This window comes from Gilliamella sp. wkB72 (assembly GCF_001693745.1).
GTDB lineage: Bacteria > Pseudomonadota > Gammaproteobacteria > Enterobacterales > Orbaceae > Gilliamella > Gilliamella apicola_E.
The window spans coordinates 55,567-73,141 of the sequence record NZ_LZEI01000001.1 but is presented as its reverse complement, the minus strand read 5'-3'; the positions used below and the strand labels follow the sequence as shown (position 1 = coordinate 73,141).

Annotated in this window: 17 protein-coding genes and 1 tRNA gene; 9 read left to right on the top strand and 9 right to left on the bottom strand. The window is 36.1% G+C overall.

Features of this window, described 5'->3' with window-relative positions; genetic code table 11:
- Window positions 1-22 precede the first annotated feature (22 nt).
- From A9G07_RS00355 to A9G07_RS00335, 5 genes are all read left to right on the top strand, one after another.
- Entirely contained in the window at window positions 23-1,405 is a 1,383-nt protein-coding gene (locus tag A9G07_RS00355; protein ID WP_065733585.1) for an MFS transporter, read from the top strand.
- A 19-nt stretch (window positions 1,406-1,424) separates the two neighbouring features.
- Window positions 1,425-2,057: an MBL fold metallo-hydrolase gene (locus A9G07_RS00350; protein ID WP_065733584.1), complete on the top strand. Its 633-nt coding sequence runs from the start codon at window positions 1,425-1,427 to the stop codon at window positions 2,055-2,057.
- A 115-nt stretch (window positions 2,058-2,172) separates the two neighbouring features.
- Window positions 2,173-2,751: a biotin transporter BioY gene (locus tag A9G07_RS00345; protein WP_065733583.1), complete on the top strand. Its 579-nt coding sequence runs from the start codon at window positions 2,173-2,175 to the stop codon at window positions 2,749-2,751.
- On the top strand, window positions 2,727-3,329 hold the full coding sequence (locus A9G07_RS00340; protein ID WP_081303303.1) for a YiiX/YebB-like N1pC/P60 family cysteine hydrolase: 603 nt from the start codon (window positions 2,727-2,729) through the stop codon (window positions 3,327-3,329). Before A9G07_RS00345 ends, A9G07_RS00340 begins: the two co-directional genes overlap by 25 nt.
- Before the next feature lie 49 nt (window positions 3,330-3,378).
- Window positions 3,379-3,454 (top strand) — tRNA-Asn (locus tag A9G07_RS00335).
- A gap of 310 nt (window positions 3,455-3,764) precedes the next feature.
- Here A9G07_RS00335 and A9G07_RS00330 read toward each other — a convergent pair.
- The 7 genes from A9G07_RS00330 to A9G07_RS12110 all read right to left on the bottom strand — a co-directional run bounded on the left by A9G07_RS00330 (window position 3,765) and on the right by A9G07_RS12110 (window position 8,508).
- Complete coding sequence (locus A9G07_RS00330; protein WP_065733581.1) at window positions 3,765-4,223, bottom strand: SUKH-3 domain-containing protein; 459 nt, start codon at window positions 4,221-4,223, stop codon at window positions 3,765-3,767.
- A gap of 126 nt (window positions 4,224-4,349) precedes the next feature.
- Window positions 4,350-4,544: a hypothetical protein gene (locus A9G07_RS00325; RefSeq protein ID WP_065733580.1), complete on the bottom strand. Its 195-nt coding sequence runs from the start codon at window positions 4,542-4,544 to the stop codon at window positions 4,350-4,352.
- A gap of 58 nt (window positions 4,545-4,602) precedes the next feature.
- The gene (locus A9G07_RS00320; protein ID WP_065733579.1) at window positions 4,603-4,854 is read right to left on the bottom strand and encodes a hypothetical protein; all 252 of its coding nucleotides are present in this window, start codon (window positions 4,852-4,854) and stop codon (window positions 4,603-4,605) included.
- Between the two features lie 808 nt (window positions 4,855-5,662).
- Window positions 5,663-6,406, bottom strand: a complete 744-nt coding sequence (locus tag A9G07_RS00315) for a hypothetical protein (protein ID WP_141677434.1) — start codon at window positions 6,404-6,406, stop codon at window positions 5,663-5,665.
- A gap of 274 nt (window positions 6,407-6,680) precedes the next feature.
- On the bottom strand, window positions 6,681-7,061 hold the full coding sequence (locus A9G07_RS00310; RefSeq protein WP_065733577.1) for a hypothetical protein: 381 nt from the start codon (window positions 7,059-7,061) through the stop codon (window positions 6,681-6,683).
- Between the two features lie 151 nt (window positions 7,062-7,212).
- On the bottom strand, window positions 7,213-7,674 hold the full coding sequence (locus A9G07_RS00305) for a hypothetical protein (RefSeq protein ID WP_065733576.1): 462 nt from the start codon (window positions 7,672-7,674) through the stop codon (window positions 7,213-7,215).
- Window positions 7,675-8,376: 702 nt separating this feature from the next.
- The gene (locus A9G07_RS12110; RefSeq protein WP_256122047.1) at window positions 8,377-8,508 is read right to left on the bottom strand and encodes a hypothetical protein; all 132 of its coding nucleotides are present in this window, start codon (window positions 8,506-8,508) and stop codon (window positions 8,377-8,379) included.
- Between the two features lie 155 nt (window positions 8,509-8,663).
- On the opposite strand from A9G07_RS12110, the gene A9G07_RS00295 reads away from it, so the two are divergent.
- The 4 genes from A9G07_RS00295 to lysS all read left to right on the top strand — a co-directional run bounded on the left by A9G07_RS00295 (window position 8,664) and on the right by lysS (window position 13,013).
- Window positions 8,664-9,386, top strand: a complete 723-nt coding sequence (locus A9G07_RS00295; RefSeq protein WP_065733574.1) for a type 1 glutamine amidotransferase — start codon at window positions 8,664-8,666, stop codon at window positions 9,384-9,386.
- Window positions 9,387-9,572: 186 nt separating this feature from the next.
- Entirely contained in the window at window positions 9,573-10,199 is a 627-nt protein-coding gene (locus A9G07_RS00290) for a Fe-Mn family superoxide dismutase (protein ID WP_065563798.1), read from the top strand.
- 175 nt (window positions 10,200-10,374) lie between these two features.
- A protein-coding gene (gene prfB, locus A9G07_RS00285; protein WP_141677433.1) for a peptide chain release factor 2 occupies window positions 10,375-11,473 on the top strand; the annotation gives its coding sequence in 2 pieces (ribosomal slippage) (window positions 10,375-10,449 and window positions 10,451-11,473; 1,098 coding nt in all).
- Window positions 11,474-11,498: 25 nt separating this feature from the next.
- A complete protein-coding gene (lysS, locus tag A9G07_RS00280; RefSeq protein WP_065733572.1) occupies window positions 11,499-13,013 on the top strand; it encodes a lysine--tRNA ligase in 1,515 nt (504 codons plus the stop codon).
- 264 nt (window positions 13,014-13,277) lie between these two features.
- On the opposite strand, the gene A9G07_RS00275 is transcribed toward lysS, so the two are convergent.
- Complete coding sequence (locus tag A9G07_RS00275) at window positions 13,278-14,603, bottom strand: hypothetical protein (protein ID WP_065733571.1); 1,326 nt, start codon at window positions 14,601-14,603, stop codon at window positions 13,278-13,280.
- Window positions 14,604-15,620: 1,017 nt separating this feature from the next.
- Window positions 15,621-16,952, bottom strand: a complete 1,332-nt coding sequence (locus tag A9G07_RS00270) for a hypothetical protein (RefSeq protein WP_065733570.1) — start codon at window positions 16,950-16,952, stop codon at window positions 15,621-15,623.
- Window positions 16,953-17,575: the final 623 nt, after the last annotated feature.

The window sequence follows — 17,575 nt, the reverse complement described above, 5'->3', positions numbered from 1 at the left end:
TAATAACATTAGGCTGAATAAAATGAATCGCGAATTACCTCCTTTTGTCTATCGAATATTACCTTGGATTGCAGCCTTTGCTTTTTTTATGCAATCGCTTGATACCTCGATTTTAAATACTGCGCTGCCAACCATGGCTAAAGATCTCAATGAATCGCCATTAAATATGCAATCAGCGGTAATTTGTTACGCATTAACCTTGGCACTATTTATTCCGGTAAGTGGGTTTTTATCTGACAAATTTGGTACCAAAAACGTGTTTGTCATGGCGGTCGCACTCTTTACATTAGGATCATTGCTTTGTGCGCTATCTAATTCGTTAATATTCTTAGATATATCAAGAGTAATTCAAGGCATTGGTGGCTCAATGATGGTGCCCGTTTCCCGTTTGGTTTTAATTAAGGCTTTTAAACGTAATGAGTTTTTATCCGCATTAAATACTGCCACTATTCCCGGATTAATTGGACCGGTACTCGGACCTGTTTTAGGTGGTTATTTGGTTGATATGGTAAGTTGGCATTGGGTCTTTTTGATTAATTTGCCCATTGGTATTTTAGGCGTGCTTGTCAGCTTAAAATATATGCCAAACCTAAAAGGCGAACATATGCCTTTTGACGCATTTGGATTTATTTTTATTGTTATTACCTTCATCAGCGCAACGCTGAGTATTGAATGTTTAAATGAAGGCCAACAATATTATTTACCGCTATCGCTTGCTATTATTAGCATCGTATTTCTCTTTATTTATCGTAGCTACGCCAAAAAGAGACAAGCACCGCTGTTTTCACTCTCATTATTCAATATCCGTACATTCAAAATTGGCATTATCGGGAATTTAGTTTGTCGCTTAGGTATTTCAGGTGTACCTTTTCTTATTCCGTTATTTTTACAGGTTGGATTTGGCTATTCAGCCATGTTTGCCGGAATGATGTTAGTACCAATGGCGATCGCTTCAATTTTTACACGCTTTTTTATTACCAAATTATTAGCTCGATTAGGTTATCGTTTTGTGCTGGTTGCTAATACTATTTTGGCGGGAATATTGATTCTTTTACTGTCATTATTAAATCTAACCACACCACTAGTCATATTAGGTATTTTACTATTTTGTATTGGTGGTGTTAACTCAATGCAATTTACCTCAATGAATAGTATAACTTTAGCTAACCTACAAGGCGAAAACACTAGCAGTGGCAATAGTTTAATGGCGGTCAATCAACAATTAGCCATCAGTTTTGGTACGGGCTTTGGTGCGGTATTGGTTAGATTATTTAGCAACTCAACAACGACTATTCACGCATTTCAACTATCCTTTGTTATACTAGGTGTGGTAACTATGCTATCAAGTATAATCTTTGCTCAATTAACAAAAGAAGATGGTCAAAATTTAACGGCTCGGCACTAAACAACAAGGAGATAACAATATGTTTCAGTATCAAATCATTCCCGTTACAGCTTTTCAAGAAAACTGTAGCATTATTTGGTGTGATGAAACAAATCAAGCCGCATTTATCGATCCAGGTGGTGAGCCAGAACTACTAAAAAAAGCAGTTGAAAAGCTTAATGTAGATATTAAACAAATACTGCTTACCCACGGTCATTTAGATCATGTTGGTGCAGCGGTGGAATTAGCTAAACACTATAACGTTAAAATTATTGGACCTAGCCAAGAAGATGAATTTTTACTGTCAGGCTTACCACAACAATGCATACAATTTGGTTTTCCTCATATTGACAGTTTTTCACCCGATCGCTGGTTAACCGAAGGTGAACAAATAAAAGTAGGAAATGTCACTTTAGATGTTTTATTCTGCCCAGGTCATACTCCGGGCCATATCGTATTTATTAACAAACAAGATAAAATTGCTTTTGTGGGTGATGTACTGTTCAAAAGCAGTATTGGACGAACCGACTTTCCTCGTGGAAATCATGCAGATCTGATCTCATCAATTACCCATAAACTCTTTCCATTAGGCGACGATTTTATCTTTGTACCTGGTCATGGCCCGATGTCGAGCTTTGGTAATGAAAGAATGACTAACCCTTACTTAGTATAACGTCGTTATTGATGTTTAAATAAAATAATGTAAACCATTTAAAGTTAAAATGGTTTACATTATAAATTTTTGTATTATTATTGCACTACTGTTTATCTTTTAATGGTAGAAAATAATGAAACTTACAACATATTATCCAACTTACATCACTACACTATTTAACTTATCATCTTGGCAACGCAAACTGTGTGCAACTACAGGGGCAACACTACTGCTAGGGTTAGCTGCTAATATCAGCATTCCCACCTACCCAGTACCATTCACACTTCAATCGTTAGCCGTATTGTTAATTGGCGCTTTTTTAGGTCGTAAACTAGGTGCATTAACCATACTCCAATATCTCTTTTTAGGTGCAATGGGATTACCACTATTCGCTAATGGTAGCGGTGGAATTATGGCATTAGCTTCACCGTCAGCAGGTTATTTGTATGGTTATATATTTAGTGCTTATTTAGCAGGTTTTGCTGCCGAAAAGGGGTACGATCGTCACTTTATTTTAGGTTTAATTGCCTTCGCTTGTGCACATCAACTCTTATTTGTATTTGGTGTTGTTTATCTAATGGGATATATGCATATTTCACTTATCGAAGCACTAAAAGTCGGCTACTTACCTTTCGTTGGTGTTGATGCAGCTAAATTTATTATTGCAACTTGCGTGATGTTCTCATTATGGCGCCACCACGCACGCAAATAACCATGCAAATTGGCGATATTATTTTCCAAGCCCAGAATGAAGAAAGCGAATTCAATACCGCAGTGACGCATTCTGGTACCGACACGGATGAAATAATCAAACAGATAAACCATGTTGGGTTATATATTGGTAATAATATCGTCATAGAAGCCACTCAACAGCATGGCGTGATTCAACAACCCCTTAATGACTTTTTAGCGAGGGCTAAATATAATTTGGTCGCAACCATTTATGATGATTCAGTCATCAAAAATGCATTAACCCGAGTTAAAACGTGTTTAGGATTGCCCTATAACCATAGTTTCCGTGCTGAAGATGAAGGATTTTACTGTAGCGAATTAATTACTTATGCCTTTAAATACCCATCAGGTGAAGAATATTTTCAGCGCTATCCAATGAATTTCAAAGATTCTGCGACTGGTCAAATTATTCCTTATTGGATCAAATACTACCAAAAACAACCCATCCCGCAAGGCGAACTTGGCTCACACCCTCAGCAATTACTTAGACAAAAAGCCTTATTCAAAACAATCGTGAATCATCATAAATGCGTTAAAAATACAGTAAAAAAAATTTAACAGTTGACATGGGGCGATTAAATCTATAATATGCGCGCTACATTTCGGTTCCTCCATAGTTCAGTCGGTAGAACGGCGGACTGTTAATCCGTATGTCACTGGTTCAAGTCCAGTTGGAGGAGCCAACTTCTCACTTCATCTCATATCTATACGTCTCTATTTGATTATAAATCAATATTTTATATTTTTTTAGTATACCGCTTATCCATATACATTTATCAATTTTTCTATCAATTTACTATTTTTTCGGGTTTAAATGCGGGTTAGCAAAAATGCTCATTTTTTTTCAAATAAAAAGTAAAGCGATACTTTGATGATCGCTTTCGATTACTTCATGATAATCTATCTCTCGGAAGAAAAGAATAAATTAGAAGATTTAAATTCTATTCGTTATAGTTAAAATAAGTTATAAGTAAGGTTTTGTTTTTTAATACTCTACCACCAATCAGGTATGGGTAATTCCTGAAATTCTCTCCATTCCTTACTAAATAAATTATTTAATGCATTATCTGGATTTTCACCTATAATCAGAACACTTCCATCATATAAAGAATATATTTTTTTATTTTCGTCTATGACTAAATAAGATGTTCCATCAATATTTCCTATAGGAATTAAATTTTTAGAACCTATTATTTTAGGGTAATCATTTATAATAACTTCATCATAATCATAACTTACTGGAGTATATATATTAAAATCAATTACTCTATCGTTTCCTTTTACCTTAATATCAACATACAATTGCCCATATTCTTTATAAAAAGAAACAAAAGAATCTGATATGATATAGCCTTTAATTGCTAAAAATTCTATTTCTTTTTTTATTTTTTTCTCTCTCCCTAATTCCCATCCTGCTTTTTTTAATATTTCTATCGTTTCCTTTGTTTTCATCAGATTTTATTTATCCCTTATTAAACACAAAATAAAATTAATCTATACCAAATATTTTTTTCAATATATCAATTCTTTGCCCAGTCAATTCTTTTGTAGAAAATGAAGTGTTTTTTAATTTTTCATTTAAATAATCCAATCCTTTTTTGTTGTCAAAATATTTTTATAAAAAGAGGGATCTTTATCAAAAATACCTTCATGTAATATTAATTTATCTTGTTCTAACTCATCAAGTAACCTAGTTGGACTCGCTATACTTCCAATATGTAGAAACATTCTCTCAAACTGGTAACTAGATTCTATTTTTCGAAGTTTACTCATAAATTTTTATATCTTTCAATACATAAAAAATATAGGATAGTAAAATTAGCTACCAATTTTAAATATTACTCATTTTTTCAAATCCATCTAAGTATTCAATGCCTTTTTTAGTAATTATTACACTAGAATTTTCTCTTACCCATTCAATATAAGATTTTTCAAGTAAATTATTAATGATGATTAATAATTCTTTATGGTAAACAACTTCAGGACATTTCATCATTACCCTCATATCAATACTTCTTAAATTGATAGCTTCTGTATGATTAGTTTCTTTAATAATTTTTAAGATTTCAATATTTTTCTGCATTATTTAATTCTTCTCCATCATTTATTTATTATTTTAATGCGTTAGGGTGGTCTATTATCTGCTCTATAAGTTCTTTTACTTTTGTTACATTTTTAGATGTCAAAGATGCTTTTTCTTTTGATCTTGTACCTGTTTCTATATGTGCAAGAGATCCACTATCGCCATCTTCAGCTATAGTATCAAAAGGGGTTTTTCCTCCTGCTGACTTCTCATGCGCACCGTTTCCTTTTTCCTGAGAAAGCAGCTTTTCTAGCTGTTCTGGTTTCTTTTGTTGAAGTTGTAGCTCTCTCTCTTACTATAGGTAGTAAGGGAACTACAACGTAAAAGGCAAAGTATGTTCTAGAAAATTTTTTTATACTGCCGCTTAAATAACCAATAACAATCAGTTAAGAAAACAGCAAGGAAAGATAGATTTCTTCATTTTTAATCTCTTTTATAAACTTCAATGATTTTATTATCCATAAAGTTTGCTGATTGCAAATCATATTTTTAATCCTTAATAAACAGGATAAAAATAAAATATCCTTACGTTTGTTCTCTTTATTTCCTTTGTGACTTCATGAATTTTTCTATTTCTGCAAAATTTTGTAATTATTTCACCATTAACTATGGTTTCATAAATTTGCGTTCGATAAGCTCACCGTCTTTATAGGTTTCTGTGTACAAAAGTTTGCCTTTTTTGCGAGTGGATAAGATGGGTTCATTCAGTTCATTATGTTCTAATTGATGACATTTCCAAATACCAACAGGCAGGCCATTTTTGTATTCCGATTCGAGATAAATATAACCGATCCCAAGAGGCGCATATTTACTGCATCTCTATCCATACCCCCTCGCGAGTATGGTTTTGAACTAAACCTTCCTCTGTAACATTAAGATCTGTATTTTGAAAAGAACCATTAGTATCATAATAGCGGATGAATTTGCCTTGGGAGGTCAGTTGATATGTTCTTTTTTCATAAGCATCACTGTCTATCTCATCACTACCAAGATCCCTAATAATTATTTTCCCATTGTTATAATGGAAAAATCGATAGCTTCTACCCAGATCATTTCCATATTCGTAAGTGGCTGCTAATTTATCCACAATTTGATGAGAGCTGATAGATATAATGGATTGAAAAATAAGGTGTCTTCCATACTCGCAATGGTTGCATTCTAACTCAAGATTCTCAGTGGTGAGTAGAAACAGATCAAACTGAGGAAAGCCGGCTATTTTTTCCACATGAACTGTAATCTTCTGGTTTAAAATATCGTTGATATTAAATGGGATATCATAGGAATCCTGAACAACCTGCTTTAAATTTTCTTGGGTTAAAGTGATCTTATAGGATTGTTCTGATTGGGACTGCTTATATAAATTCCTGGCTAATTCATCAAAAGCCTTTTCATTCCCCGAACGTTCACTTTCTGTTTCTGCATGTTGCCAATGTGTGGCAAAAGGATATAAAACATGTTTATCACCAATTGGCGGGCTGGCAAGCGGAGCTTGCATAATTTGGGTAATAAGATCGTCTTTTTTATTTTTATTAATCGGTTGGCTATTCGCCATTTGATTACTCATAAATAAGAGGGTTATACATACTATTATCAATCTCATTGCCAATATTCCTTGTACATTTTTTACTCCCCCGTACTTTAAAAAATGCTTGTATAGAATAACGGGTGCAGTATATGAGTGCGGTTTTCAGAATTTATGGAGAGTATATACCTGATTTCAGATAATAGTGAATTTATTTCCTCTTTATTTTAGGTGGATTTTTAATTGATAAGTTACTATGAATATTAACAATTTTTGCCAGAATATTTTTTTATTATCACGCATATTATGCACGGCAATCCATAGTATAAAAATCTAGAATGGTTAAATACCATTTATTATCTAATTGGGTTAGATAAAATATAAAAATATTTTTTTCATGATTCGGTATTATACCTGGAAAGTTTTCTATATAGACAACTTTAACTGTTTTAGGGGCTATTTTATCGGCAATGGATTGATATTCCTCCCAAACAGGATTTTTTTCAAATTGATAGTGTTTTAGTTCCCAATGATAATAACCAAGCGCTATTTTTAAAGCCTCAATATTTTTTTCTTTTGAATTGGCATACAGACCTAGTTTAGTGACTTTTTCACTACATGGATCAAATGTAGGATATTGTTCATATTGTATTTTAGGATTGCCAGATATTGAAAACCGTAGCATCAAAATGTGGGATTGTTTGAGTCACTGCTGATTGATTTTCTATTTTTTGACTACATGCTATGTTAGCCAAAGACAATAGAATCAGTAATAATATTCTCATGTTAAAATTCCCATGTTTTTTAGTTGTTTATCTTTCTTTCGAACTTAAACTTCATTTGCCATCAAATTCAACTTTTCCTTGACTTATCCATTGATTATCTTTCCACTCGCCGTCACACATCTCTACCCCAGACCAGACAACTTTTGAGTTTTTGATATCGATAATGACACATTGATAGTTTTCGTGTAGCATTTTTTCATTGTCTGATATTTCAACATAACCTTTGATAATCGCATCCATTTTAACATAATGTTTATTATCAGATATTTTAATATCTATTGAGTCAATACCGGTATATTGCTCATCATCATAATATCCTTCGATTTTAGATGTCACTTCATTGTTAATTAATCTTGGATCTGAATAAAGATTGAATTCTTTATTATAAGTTAAGAAGATTAATTCTATTTGATCGGTAATTTTTAATTTATTAGCAATAGGGACTGGTTTTATAGTTGTACCTACACAGGAAAGGCTAAAAATAAGTAATGTTATATATAATAAATATCTCATAAATCTTGCTGTTGCGCTTATCACATCTTATGAAGAGTATATACCTGATTTCAGATAATAGTGAATTTATTTCCGCTTTATCAAATACCCAGTGATTATTTTTGAAATGGGATAAATAAGCATCCAGTTTAAACTTAAAATCATCATCAGAATAAATTTCTTTGATGTCTTTGTTTATAAGTTACGATATATCATAATTATCTAATCTTCTTTCGAGTAACTGTTTCTTTATTTCGTTACTTAATAATTGTGGTTAATTAACCGCTTTATAAAAAGCAAAAAAATATCAAAAAAGTAATATGTGGTAAAAATTGCTTCATAGGGTTTTCTCTTTTGTATTTTTACGTTTTAAAAAAAACAGTATAAGTAAAACTGAAATATAAAGAATTAAAGGAATCTTATAAATCATATCAATGATATTTTGTCCTATCATTTCATTTTCATCAGAAAACAAAACATAATAACTATTGTGAATTAAATAATTAATATAATTATAATTTTCGGAAAGAGGATTCAATTTTAGCGCCAAAAAGACAGTAGGATCATCGTTGCAAATAAGAATTTGGGTAAAACCTTTAATTAATAGTAATAGTATTATTAAGATCTTTAATAATTTCATATTGTCATCCATTTATAATCTTATTGAACTGATTGAATTTCGACTTTAATTCGGGAATGTGCTTCATAGATATTAATTTTTCCCTATTCTTTTCTTCCAATAATATAATGATATTCAATATCTACCCAATTATTTTTTACAATATGTCTTTTTTCTACTTGATTAACTTTTGTAGTAAAACCATAAAATCTCTCGCAAGAACCAATTTTACGCATTCTAAATCCGATTAAAGCAGATTTTTATGCCAAATATCCCACACACAAAACGCCAAATCTTCACATTTCATAATAAAAGATTCATAATAAACTTCGCGTTTAATTGTCCATATTCGATATAAAATAGAATCGATAAGATTAAAGGAGATTGACCAATGCATGTGCACTTTATCATCCACGAAGATTTCGAAGCACCTGGCGCATATGAGCAATGGGCAAAAATGCATCAACACACCATTAGTTATTCTCGTGTTTATCTTGGTGAGCCGCTTCCCGATAAGATAGATAAGATTGATATGTTGATTATTATGGGTGGTCCTCAATCACCAGCAACGACTAAAAAAGAGTGTCCACATTTTGACTCATTAGCCGAGCAAGCCATCATATCTACGGCAATCAAATCACAAAAAATAGTCATCGGTGTCTGTCTTGGCTCGCAACTCATTGGTGAAGCCTTAGGTGCACATTTCGAGCATAGTCCGGAAAAAGAGATTGGCAAATTCCCAATTACGTTGACTGAAGCAGGCAAAAAAAATCCGCTTTTTGCGCATTTCGGTGATAGTTTGGCTGTCGGCCACTGGCACAATGATATGCCAGGTTTAACTCAAGATGCCCAAATCATTGCCTATAGTGAAGGCTGTCCACGGCAAATCATTGCCTATGGTCCATTCGTGTATGGTTTCCAATGTCATATGGAGCTAACCCATGACGTGGTTGAACAACTTATTGCTCACTCTGAAAACGACCTAAAACAAGCCGAGAAATACCGTTTTATTGATACTCCCCAGCAACTTCGTTTACATGACTATTCTGAAATGAATCAAAAGCTTTTTGGATTTCTAGACAAGTTAAGCCTTTTATCACAGACCCAAAAATAATAAATTTGATGATGATATAGAAACAATCCAAAGCTATATCATCAAAAAATCATAAGTAACGAAAATTAAACAAAAATTAGGATAGCCACCAGCTATCTAAGTAATAGTTTGTGAGATATATTGATAGTTCGTATACTCATAAAATAATGTAGTTAATAATTCCGAATAGATGAAAGGAGCGATTCCATGGCTTACACACTACCCCCTCTACCTTATGCTTATGATGCTTTAGAACCTTATATTGATACTGAAACAATGCATCTACACCATGATAAACATCATCAAACTTACGTAAACAATGCCAACGCATTATTAGAAACCCTACCTGCTGAATTAAACGATTTTTGTCCAGAAACATTATTAAAAAATTTAGACAAAGTACCAGCAGACAAATTGACTGGAATTAAAAACAATGTCGGTGGTCACGTTAATCACACCCTATTTTGGGAACTGCTAAAAATTGGTACCGAGCTTAAGGGTGAACTTAAAGCGGCAATAGAAAAAGATTTTGGTTCGGTTGATGCGTTTAAAGAAAAATTCTCAGCAGCGGCTGCAACCCGTTTTGGTTCAGGTTGGGCGTGGTTAGTATTGAAAAATGACAAACTTGAAGTCGTGTCAACCGCGAATCAAGATACCCCAATTATGGGCGAAAAATTTGCCGGCGTTTCAGGCACACCAATTCTAGCGCTTGATGTTTGGGAACATGCTTACTACTTAAAATACCAAAACCGCCGTGCGGATTACATTGGTGCATTTTGGAATGTCATCAATTGGGACAAAGTCGCTCAATTATATGCAGCAGCCAAAAAATAATCATCTCAAATAAGTCTACAAAATGACGCTTTATGCGTCATTTTTATTTTTTAGCATAGCGTTAAACGATCGCATTTACTCAAATGGCTAAAGCAAAGTCATTGCTAAGTTATACTTAAATCCGTTACAATGTACGATTAGTTAAAAACAGCAAAATCAGCAAAAATAGCAAAACATGTTTGAAATTAATCCTATCAAATCAAAAATAACCGAATTAACCGAACGAACGAATGTCATTCGGGGGTATCTTTGACTATGATCTCAAAAAAGAGCGTCTAGAGGAAGTCAATGCCGAACTAGAACAATCCGAAGTTTGGGCCGATCCAGAAAAGGCACAAGCATTAGGCAAAGAACGCGTCGCGCTAGAAGAGATCATCAATACCATCAATACCTTAGAACAAGGTCTGGACGACGTCGAAGGCCTACTTGAACTTGCTATTGAAGCCGAAGATCAAGACACTTTTGACGAAGCCAATCAAGAAGTTGAACAACTCGAAAAAAAGCTAGCCGGTCTTGAATTTCGCCGAATGTTCTCGGGTGATTATGACAGTGCTGACTGTTACTTAGATATCCAATCAGGCTCAGGGGGTACTGAAGCTCAAGATTGGGCTGAAATGTTATTGCGAATGTATTTACGCTGGGCTGAATCGAAAGGTTTTACAACCGAAGTGATGGAAGTATCAGACGGCGATGTAGCTGGCATAAAATCAGCCACAATCAAAGTAACCGGCGATTATGCTTATGGCTGGTTACGCACTGAAACCGGTGTGCACCGCTTAGTACGAAAAAGCCCATTTGACTCAGGAAACCGCCGTCATACCTCATTTGCATCGGTATTTGTCTATCCAGAGGTTGATGACAATATTGATATCGACATCAATCCAGCCGATCTACGCATTGACGTTTATCGGGCATCGGGTGCGGGTGGTCAGCATGTCAATAAAACCGAATCTGCTGTACGTATTACCCACGTACCAACGGGAATTGTGACACAATGTCAAAATAACCGCTCGCAACATAGCAATAAAGATCAGGCCATGAAACAGTTAAAAGCAAAACTGTATGAGCTTGAAATGCACAAAAAGAATGCCGAAAAACAACAAATGGAAGAGAACAAATCCGACATTGGTTGGGGCAGCCAAATTCGTTCGTATGTACTTGATGATTCACGAATCAAAGACTTACGCACAGGCGTTGAAACACGCAATACGCAAGCCGTATTAGACGGCGATTTAGATCAATTTATTGAAGAAAGCTTAAAAGCCGGTTTATAACTGGTAATAAATAAAAGGTAAAATTATGTCAACACAGCAAGAGCAACAAAACCATATTGAAGAGTTAAATAACGAGCTTACAATACGTCGTGAAAAGCTAGCTGCAATTCGCGAACAAGGCATTGCTTTCCCGAATGATTTCCGTCGTGACGCAATTTCAAGCGATCTTCATAAATTGTATGATGAAAAAACTAACGAAGAGTTAATTGAAAACAAAATTATTGTAACCGTTGCGGGTCGAATGATGATGCGCCGTATTATGGGTAAAGCTTCATTTGTCTCATTACAAGATGTTGCAGGGCAAATCCAACTCTATGTCACTCGTGATGATCTACCCGAAAACTACTACAACGAACAATTCAAAAAATGGGATCTTGGTGACATCGTTGGGGCTAAAGGCTACTTATTCAAAACCAAAACAGGCGAACTATCAATCCACTGTGAAGAAATCCGCCTACTAACAAAAGCATTACGCCCATTACCCGATAAATTCCACGGCTTAGCAGATCAAGAAATGCGCTATCGTCAACGTTACCTTGATTTAATTACTAATCAACAATCACGTGACACCTTTATTGCGCGCTCAAAAGTGGTAACTGAAATCCGTAACTTTATGTTAGAAAACCACTTTATGGAAGTTGAAACCCCAATGATGCAAGTCATCCCAGGTGGTGCATCAGCCAAACCATTTATTACGCACCATAATGCGCTTGATCTAGACATGTATTTACGAATTGCGCCAGAACTTTACTTAAAACGTCTAGTGGTAGGTGGATTTGAGCGTGTATTTGAAATCAACCGCAATTTCCGAAACGAAGGGGTATCGCCAAGACATAATCCTGAATTTACCATGATGGAAATGTATATGGCTTATGCCGATTATAAAGATTTGATTGTATTAACTGAAGCGTTATTCCGTCGTTTAGCCATTGCCGTGACGGGGAATGCCGTAGTGCAATATGGCGAACATACTTTTGATTTCGGCAAACCATTTATCAAAATGACCATGCGTGAAGCAATCTGCCATTATCGCCCAGAAACCAATAATGCTGATTTAGATGATTTTGACAAAGCTTGTGCGATTGCAAAAGCAGTGGGAATCAAAGTGGAAAAAGGCTGGGGACTTGGTCGAGTGGTAACTGAAATATTTGAAGAAGTGGCTGAAGCTAACCTCATTCAACCAACATTTATCACCGAATACCCGGCAGAAGTCTCACCACTTGCTCGTCGAAACGATGAAAACCCATTTGTAACAGACCGCTTTGAATTCTTTATTGGTGGACGTGAAATTGGTAACGGCTTCTCAGAACTTAATGATGCCGAAGACCAAGCACAACGTTTTGCTGACCAAGTATCACAAAAAGACGCGGGTGATGACGAAGCAATGTTCTATGATGAAGATTACATCACTGCATTAGAACATGGCTTACCGCCAACAGCAGGGCTAGGAATTGGGATTGACCGAACCGTAATGCTATTTACCAATAGCCATACCATTCGGGACGTCATCTTATTCCCAACAATGCGTCCAGTTAAATAGTTTCGACAAAGTTAATCAAACTCACTTATTCACCAATAAGTGAGTTTTTTTATATCAAAAACCCCGCTCCTCAACTTTTTTGCGATAAAATACCTAAAAAATAAACCCGCCGAGGCGGGTAATTGAAGTGTCGCTTAGCCGCAAAATCGCTTTTTTTATGGCTAAACGACGTTGACTCCTTGAGTCAGCTTGCTTTTAATCACCTAATACTATTTTTTATCACTCCCACCCCCGCCCTAAGGATTAAGGACGAAGAAATAAAAACTAAGGATGGGAGCAAAGTCCGTAGAAGTCGCGGTCGGTGTAGTCCCTATCCACGTAACCGGAGTCTGTGCCCACGAGAAACTGGTTACTACCACTAGTCCAGTACCAATAGCGGTTGAAGCCTACGCCTGAATAATCCACCATACGACCCCACTCCGTGAAAAAACCTGAACCTATATGACGCATGTAATCATTATGGGGGGCGGAAGGGGTGGCGCCGACTGAACCCTGACAAAAAGTGCCTGAATGATTACCACGACAAGATGCATTGGTTAAATCCTTTACCTTAGGAAGGCGATAACCAATACTATTACACCAAGATAATGTATTAGGATAAGTGTCATACTTAGAACCACGGTTGACGAACCACTGCTTCAAAGTAAAACCATATTTGACGACAGGAGTACCATTAGTATCACGACCGACCAACTCGAAAGTCTGAGGCAAAGTAGGTCTGGAAATACGACTAGGATTGTCTGAAAGTTGTTGGGATGTGGTAGCGTAAGGACCAGTTAAAGTAACGCGTACGCTTGTAGCAGTAGGATTAGACATTGTGACTGTGATACCACCCAGAGAAACTGGAGACCAAGACAATGGCTGACTACTACCACTAATATCTAAATCAAAGTACAATCCATTAGCGCCAGTTGTTGGAAAGTTTCTACCGTAAGAGGATGGGCCAGTTGACTGAGGGATGAAACCATTAGCAGGGTCCCACATTGAAGCAGGACCAGCATAATCACCTATACCAAAATTCAAATTAGGTCGAGCAAAACAAACCACCGGCGAAGCCTTAGGATTGACGTAATAAATCACATTACTGGCATTGAAAGTACTACGATTAGGAACGCCATAACGAGTAGATAATGTACCGTCAGAACTGGATAACGTAACCTTATAAGGTGCATTACAAACTGTTAACACGGAATTACGTGATACTGACTGATTGTTTTTATCGACGATAGATAAACTTAAAGAACCTGTAGCAGTAACGTTAGCATCACCATCATCATCACCCCAATAATTATTAGGAGGACCGATAAGTGAACTCAAAGCGACTGAATTAGTATCAGTAGGAACGAACATACGAATATCAGCAAAACTCTGACCCTCAACCGGCAAGACGATTGGTCTTGAATAAGATGAAGTATTGGTTGAAGGCGTGTAATTAGCTCCGTTAGATAGCGTAATCCCAAGCAGACCGTTAGTATCAACCGCACGTGTACGACCACCGTCGAAAGTCAGATACGGTGCACTACCCTGTATCTGATTTGCAGTTGTCTGTGATGTCAATGCGTGACCCGAAAAAGGAAGAAAAAGAACCACGAAAAAAACAATCTGCCGGGATAATTTAGAAAAACGGAAGGATCGAAAACCGGATCCGGAAAACGATCGGAAAAAAGATCGAGAAGAGGATCGCGGAAGCGATCGCGCGAAAATTCGCAGAATTTCACTTGATTGAGTAGAAAAATAAGCCTCAGTGAAAAAATTAAACTGGGAGCTGGACTTAGGCGAATTTAAAAGATAGGTTGGCCAGGTTGCCTGTTGCCTGTTGCCTGTTGAAAATTATAATGCATTTTAGACTACCCTGTCAAGTAATTTTTTGATTTATTTACAATTTTATACTTTTCTGTTAAATTTTAGCCTGTTAGCTAAAACCGTGTAAAAAGTATAGTGATTGGAAAAACACGATGCAACACTTTTTTTCGCTCATTTGCGTTAACTTTTGTAAATGGGATCTAAAAAAGATCTAACCGATATTTGATTAACTTATGTTTTAATTAAAGATATTTCAATTACAAATCTTTGAAATTATAGCTATTGATCCTCAAAAATTTTATTTTAGGGCTTTGAATTAGAAATTTAGTGATTTGGATCATTTAATAATTTTTAAGTGAAATTTAAAACTTCAAAAACCCCGCTCCTCAACTTTTTTTGATGGAAAAATAGAACTACTAAAAAGCGCCACAGTTTAAAGCGGAATTACTTATTTGAGGCAACATTGCAAAGCAGAATTTTAAACCCCAAAAACCCCGTTCCTCAACTTTTTTGATGGAAAAATAGAACTACTAAAAAGCGCCACAGTTAAAGCGGAATTATTTACTTGAGGCAACATTGCAGAATTTAGAACCCCAAAAACCCCGCTCCTCAACTTTTTTTGCGATAAAATACCTAAAAAATAAACCCGCCGAAGCGGGTAATTGAAGCGCCGCTTAGCCGCAAAATCGCTTTTTTTATGGCTAAACGATGTTGACTCCTTGAGTCAGCTTGCTTTTAATCACCTAATACTATTTTTTATCACCCCCACCCCCGGCCTAAGGATTAAGGGCAAAGGAATAAAAACTAAGGATGGGAGCAAAGGCCGTAGCCGTCGGCGAATCTCCAACTCACGTCAGAGCGGCTTGCGTCCACGATAAACTGGCCACTATTAATCGGGTCACTAGTCCAGTACCAAAGGTTGTGGAAGCCATTGCCTAAGTAAGCGTCCATTTTGCCCCACTCCGTGAAAAAACCTGAACCTATATGACGCATATGATGATTACCAGGAGAGGAAGGGGTGGCGCCGACTGAACCACGACACCAATCGCCTGAATTAAGACCACGACAAGATGCATTGGTTAAATCCTTTACGCTAGGCATTCGATAACCAAGACTATTACACCAATATAAGGTAGGATAATAATTTCTCGACGCAGAACCACGATTGACGAACCACTGCTTCAAAGTAAAACCATATCTGACGACTGGAGTACCATTACTATCACGACCGACCAACTCGAAGGTCTGAGGCAAAGTAGGTTTAGAAATAGGATTAGGACTGTCTGAATTATGCTGGGATATGGTAGCGTAAGGACCAGTTAAAGTAACACGTACGCTTGTAGCAGTAGGATTAGACATTGTAACGGTGATACCACCCCGAGAAACAGAAGACCAAAACAATGGCTGACTACTACCACTAATGAGTAAATCAAAGTACAATCCATTAGCACCAGTAGTAGGAAAGTTTTGACCGTAACGTGACGGGTCTGTTTCTTGAGTGAGAAAACCCTTAGCAGGGTCCCACATCCAAGAGGGGCCAGCATATTCACCTGAACTAAAGTACACCACATCTGGTCTAGCAAAACAAACAACCGGCCCAGCCTTAGGATTGACGTAATAAGTCTCACTACGAGCACTGAAAGTACTACGATTAGGAAATCCGTAACGAGTTGATAATGTACCGTCAGTACTGGATAAGGTAACCTTATAAGGAGAATTACAAGTCGTTAACACGGAATTACGTGATACCGATTGACCGTTTTTATCGACGATAGATAAACTTAAAGAACCTGTAGCAGTAACACCAGAATCTCCATCATCATCCCCCCAATAATTATTAGGAGGACCGATAAGTGTACTTAAATCGACTGAATTTGTATCAGTAGGAACGAACATACTTATATCAGCAAAACTCTGACCCTCAACCGGCAAGACGATTGGAGTTGCAGATGATGAAGTATTAGTTGAAGGTGTATATTTAGTTCCGTTAGATAGTGTAATCCCAAGCAGACCATTAGTATCAACTGCACGAGTACGACCACCGTCGAAAGTCAGATAAGGTGCACTACCCTGTATCGCATTCCTAGTTGTCTGTGATGTCAATGCGTGACCCGAAAAAGGAAGGAAAAGAGCCACGGAAAAAACAATCTGCCGGGATAATTGGGAAAAGGATCGAAAACCGGATCTGAAACAGGATCCGGAAAACGATCGGAAAAAGGATCGGAAAAAAGATCGAGAAGAGGATCGCGGAAGCGATCGCGCGAAAATTCGCAGAATTTCACTTGATTGCGCGGAAAAATAAGTTTCAGTGAAAAATTTAAACTGGGTGCTGTACTTAGACGAATTTAAAAGATAGGTTGGCCAGGTTGCCTGTTGCCTGTTGCCTGTTGAAAATTATAATGCATTTTAGACTACCCTGTCAAGTAATTTTTTGATTTATTTACAATTTTATACTTTTCTGTCAAATTTTAGCCTTGTAGCTAAAACCGTGTAAAAAGTATAGTGATTGGAAAAACACGATGCAACACTTTTTTTCGCTCATTTACGTTAACTTTTGTAAATCGGATCTAAAAAGGATCTAATTTATAATTGATTAACTTTTGTTTAAACTGAAAATATTGCAATTACAAATCTTTAAAAAGATAATTAAAGATCTTCGAAAATTTTATTTTAAGGCTTTGAATTCGAAATTTAGTAAGTTTGATCATTTAAAACTTTTTAAGTGAAATTTAAAACCCCAAAAAACCGCGTTCCTCAAC

Bases quoted from the DNA above. Each gene is read 5' to 3' on its own strand.
- A9G07_RS00355 (WP_065733585.1), top strand. From the start codon at position 23: ATGAATCGCGAATTACCTCCTTTTGTCTATCGAATATTACCTTGGATT.
- A9G07_RS00350 (WP_065733584.1), top strand. From the start codon at position 1,425: ATGTTTCAGTATCAAATCATTCCCGTTACAGCTTTTCAAGAAAACTGT.
- A9G07_RS00345 (WP_065733583.1), top strand. From the start codon at position 2,173: ATGAAACTTACAACATATTATCCAACTTACATCACTACACTATTTAAC.
- A9G07_RS00340 (WP_081303303.1), top strand. From the start codon at position 2,727: ATGGCGCCACCACGCACGCAAATAACCATGCAAATTGGCGATATTATT.
- A9G07_RS00330 (WP_065733581.1), bottom strand. From the start codon at position 4,223: ATGAAAACAAAGGAAACGATAGAAATATTAAAAAAAGCAGGATGGGAA.
- A9G07_RS00325 (WP_065733580.1), bottom strand. From the start codon at position 4,544: ATGAGTAAACTTCGAAAAATAGAATCTAGTTACCAGTTTGAGAGAATG.
- A9G07_RS00320 (WP_065733579.1), bottom strand. From the start codon at position 4,854: ATGCAGAAAAATATTGAAATCTTAAAAATTATTAAAGAAACTAATCAT.
- A9G07_RS00315 (WP_141677434.1), bottom strand. From the start codon at position 6,406: ATGGCGAATAGCCAACCGATTAATAAAAATAAAAAAGACGATCTTATT.
- A9G07_RS00310 (WP_065733577.1), bottom strand. From the start codon at position 7,061: ATGCTACGGTTTTCAATATCTGGCAATCCTAAAATACAATATGAACAA.
- A9G07_RS00305 (WP_065733576.1), bottom strand. From the start codon at position 7,674: ATGAGATATTTATTATATATAACATTACTTATTTTTAGCCTTTCCTGT.
- A9G07_RS12110 (WP_256122047.1), bottom strand. From the start codon at position 8,508: ATGCGTAAAATTGGTTCTTGCGAGAGATTTTATGGTTTTACTACAAAA.
- A9G07_RS00295 (WP_065733574.1), top strand. From the start codon at position 8,664: ATGCATGTGCACTTTATCATCCACGAAGATTTCGAAGCACCTGGCGCA.
- A9G07_RS00290 (WP_065563798.1), top strand. From the start codon at position 9,573: ATGGCTTACACACTACCCCCTCTACCTTATGCTTATGATGCTTTAGAA.
- lysS (WP_065733572.1), top strand. From the start codon at position 11,499: ATGTCAACACAGCAAGAGCAACAAAACCATATTGAAGAGTTAAATAAC.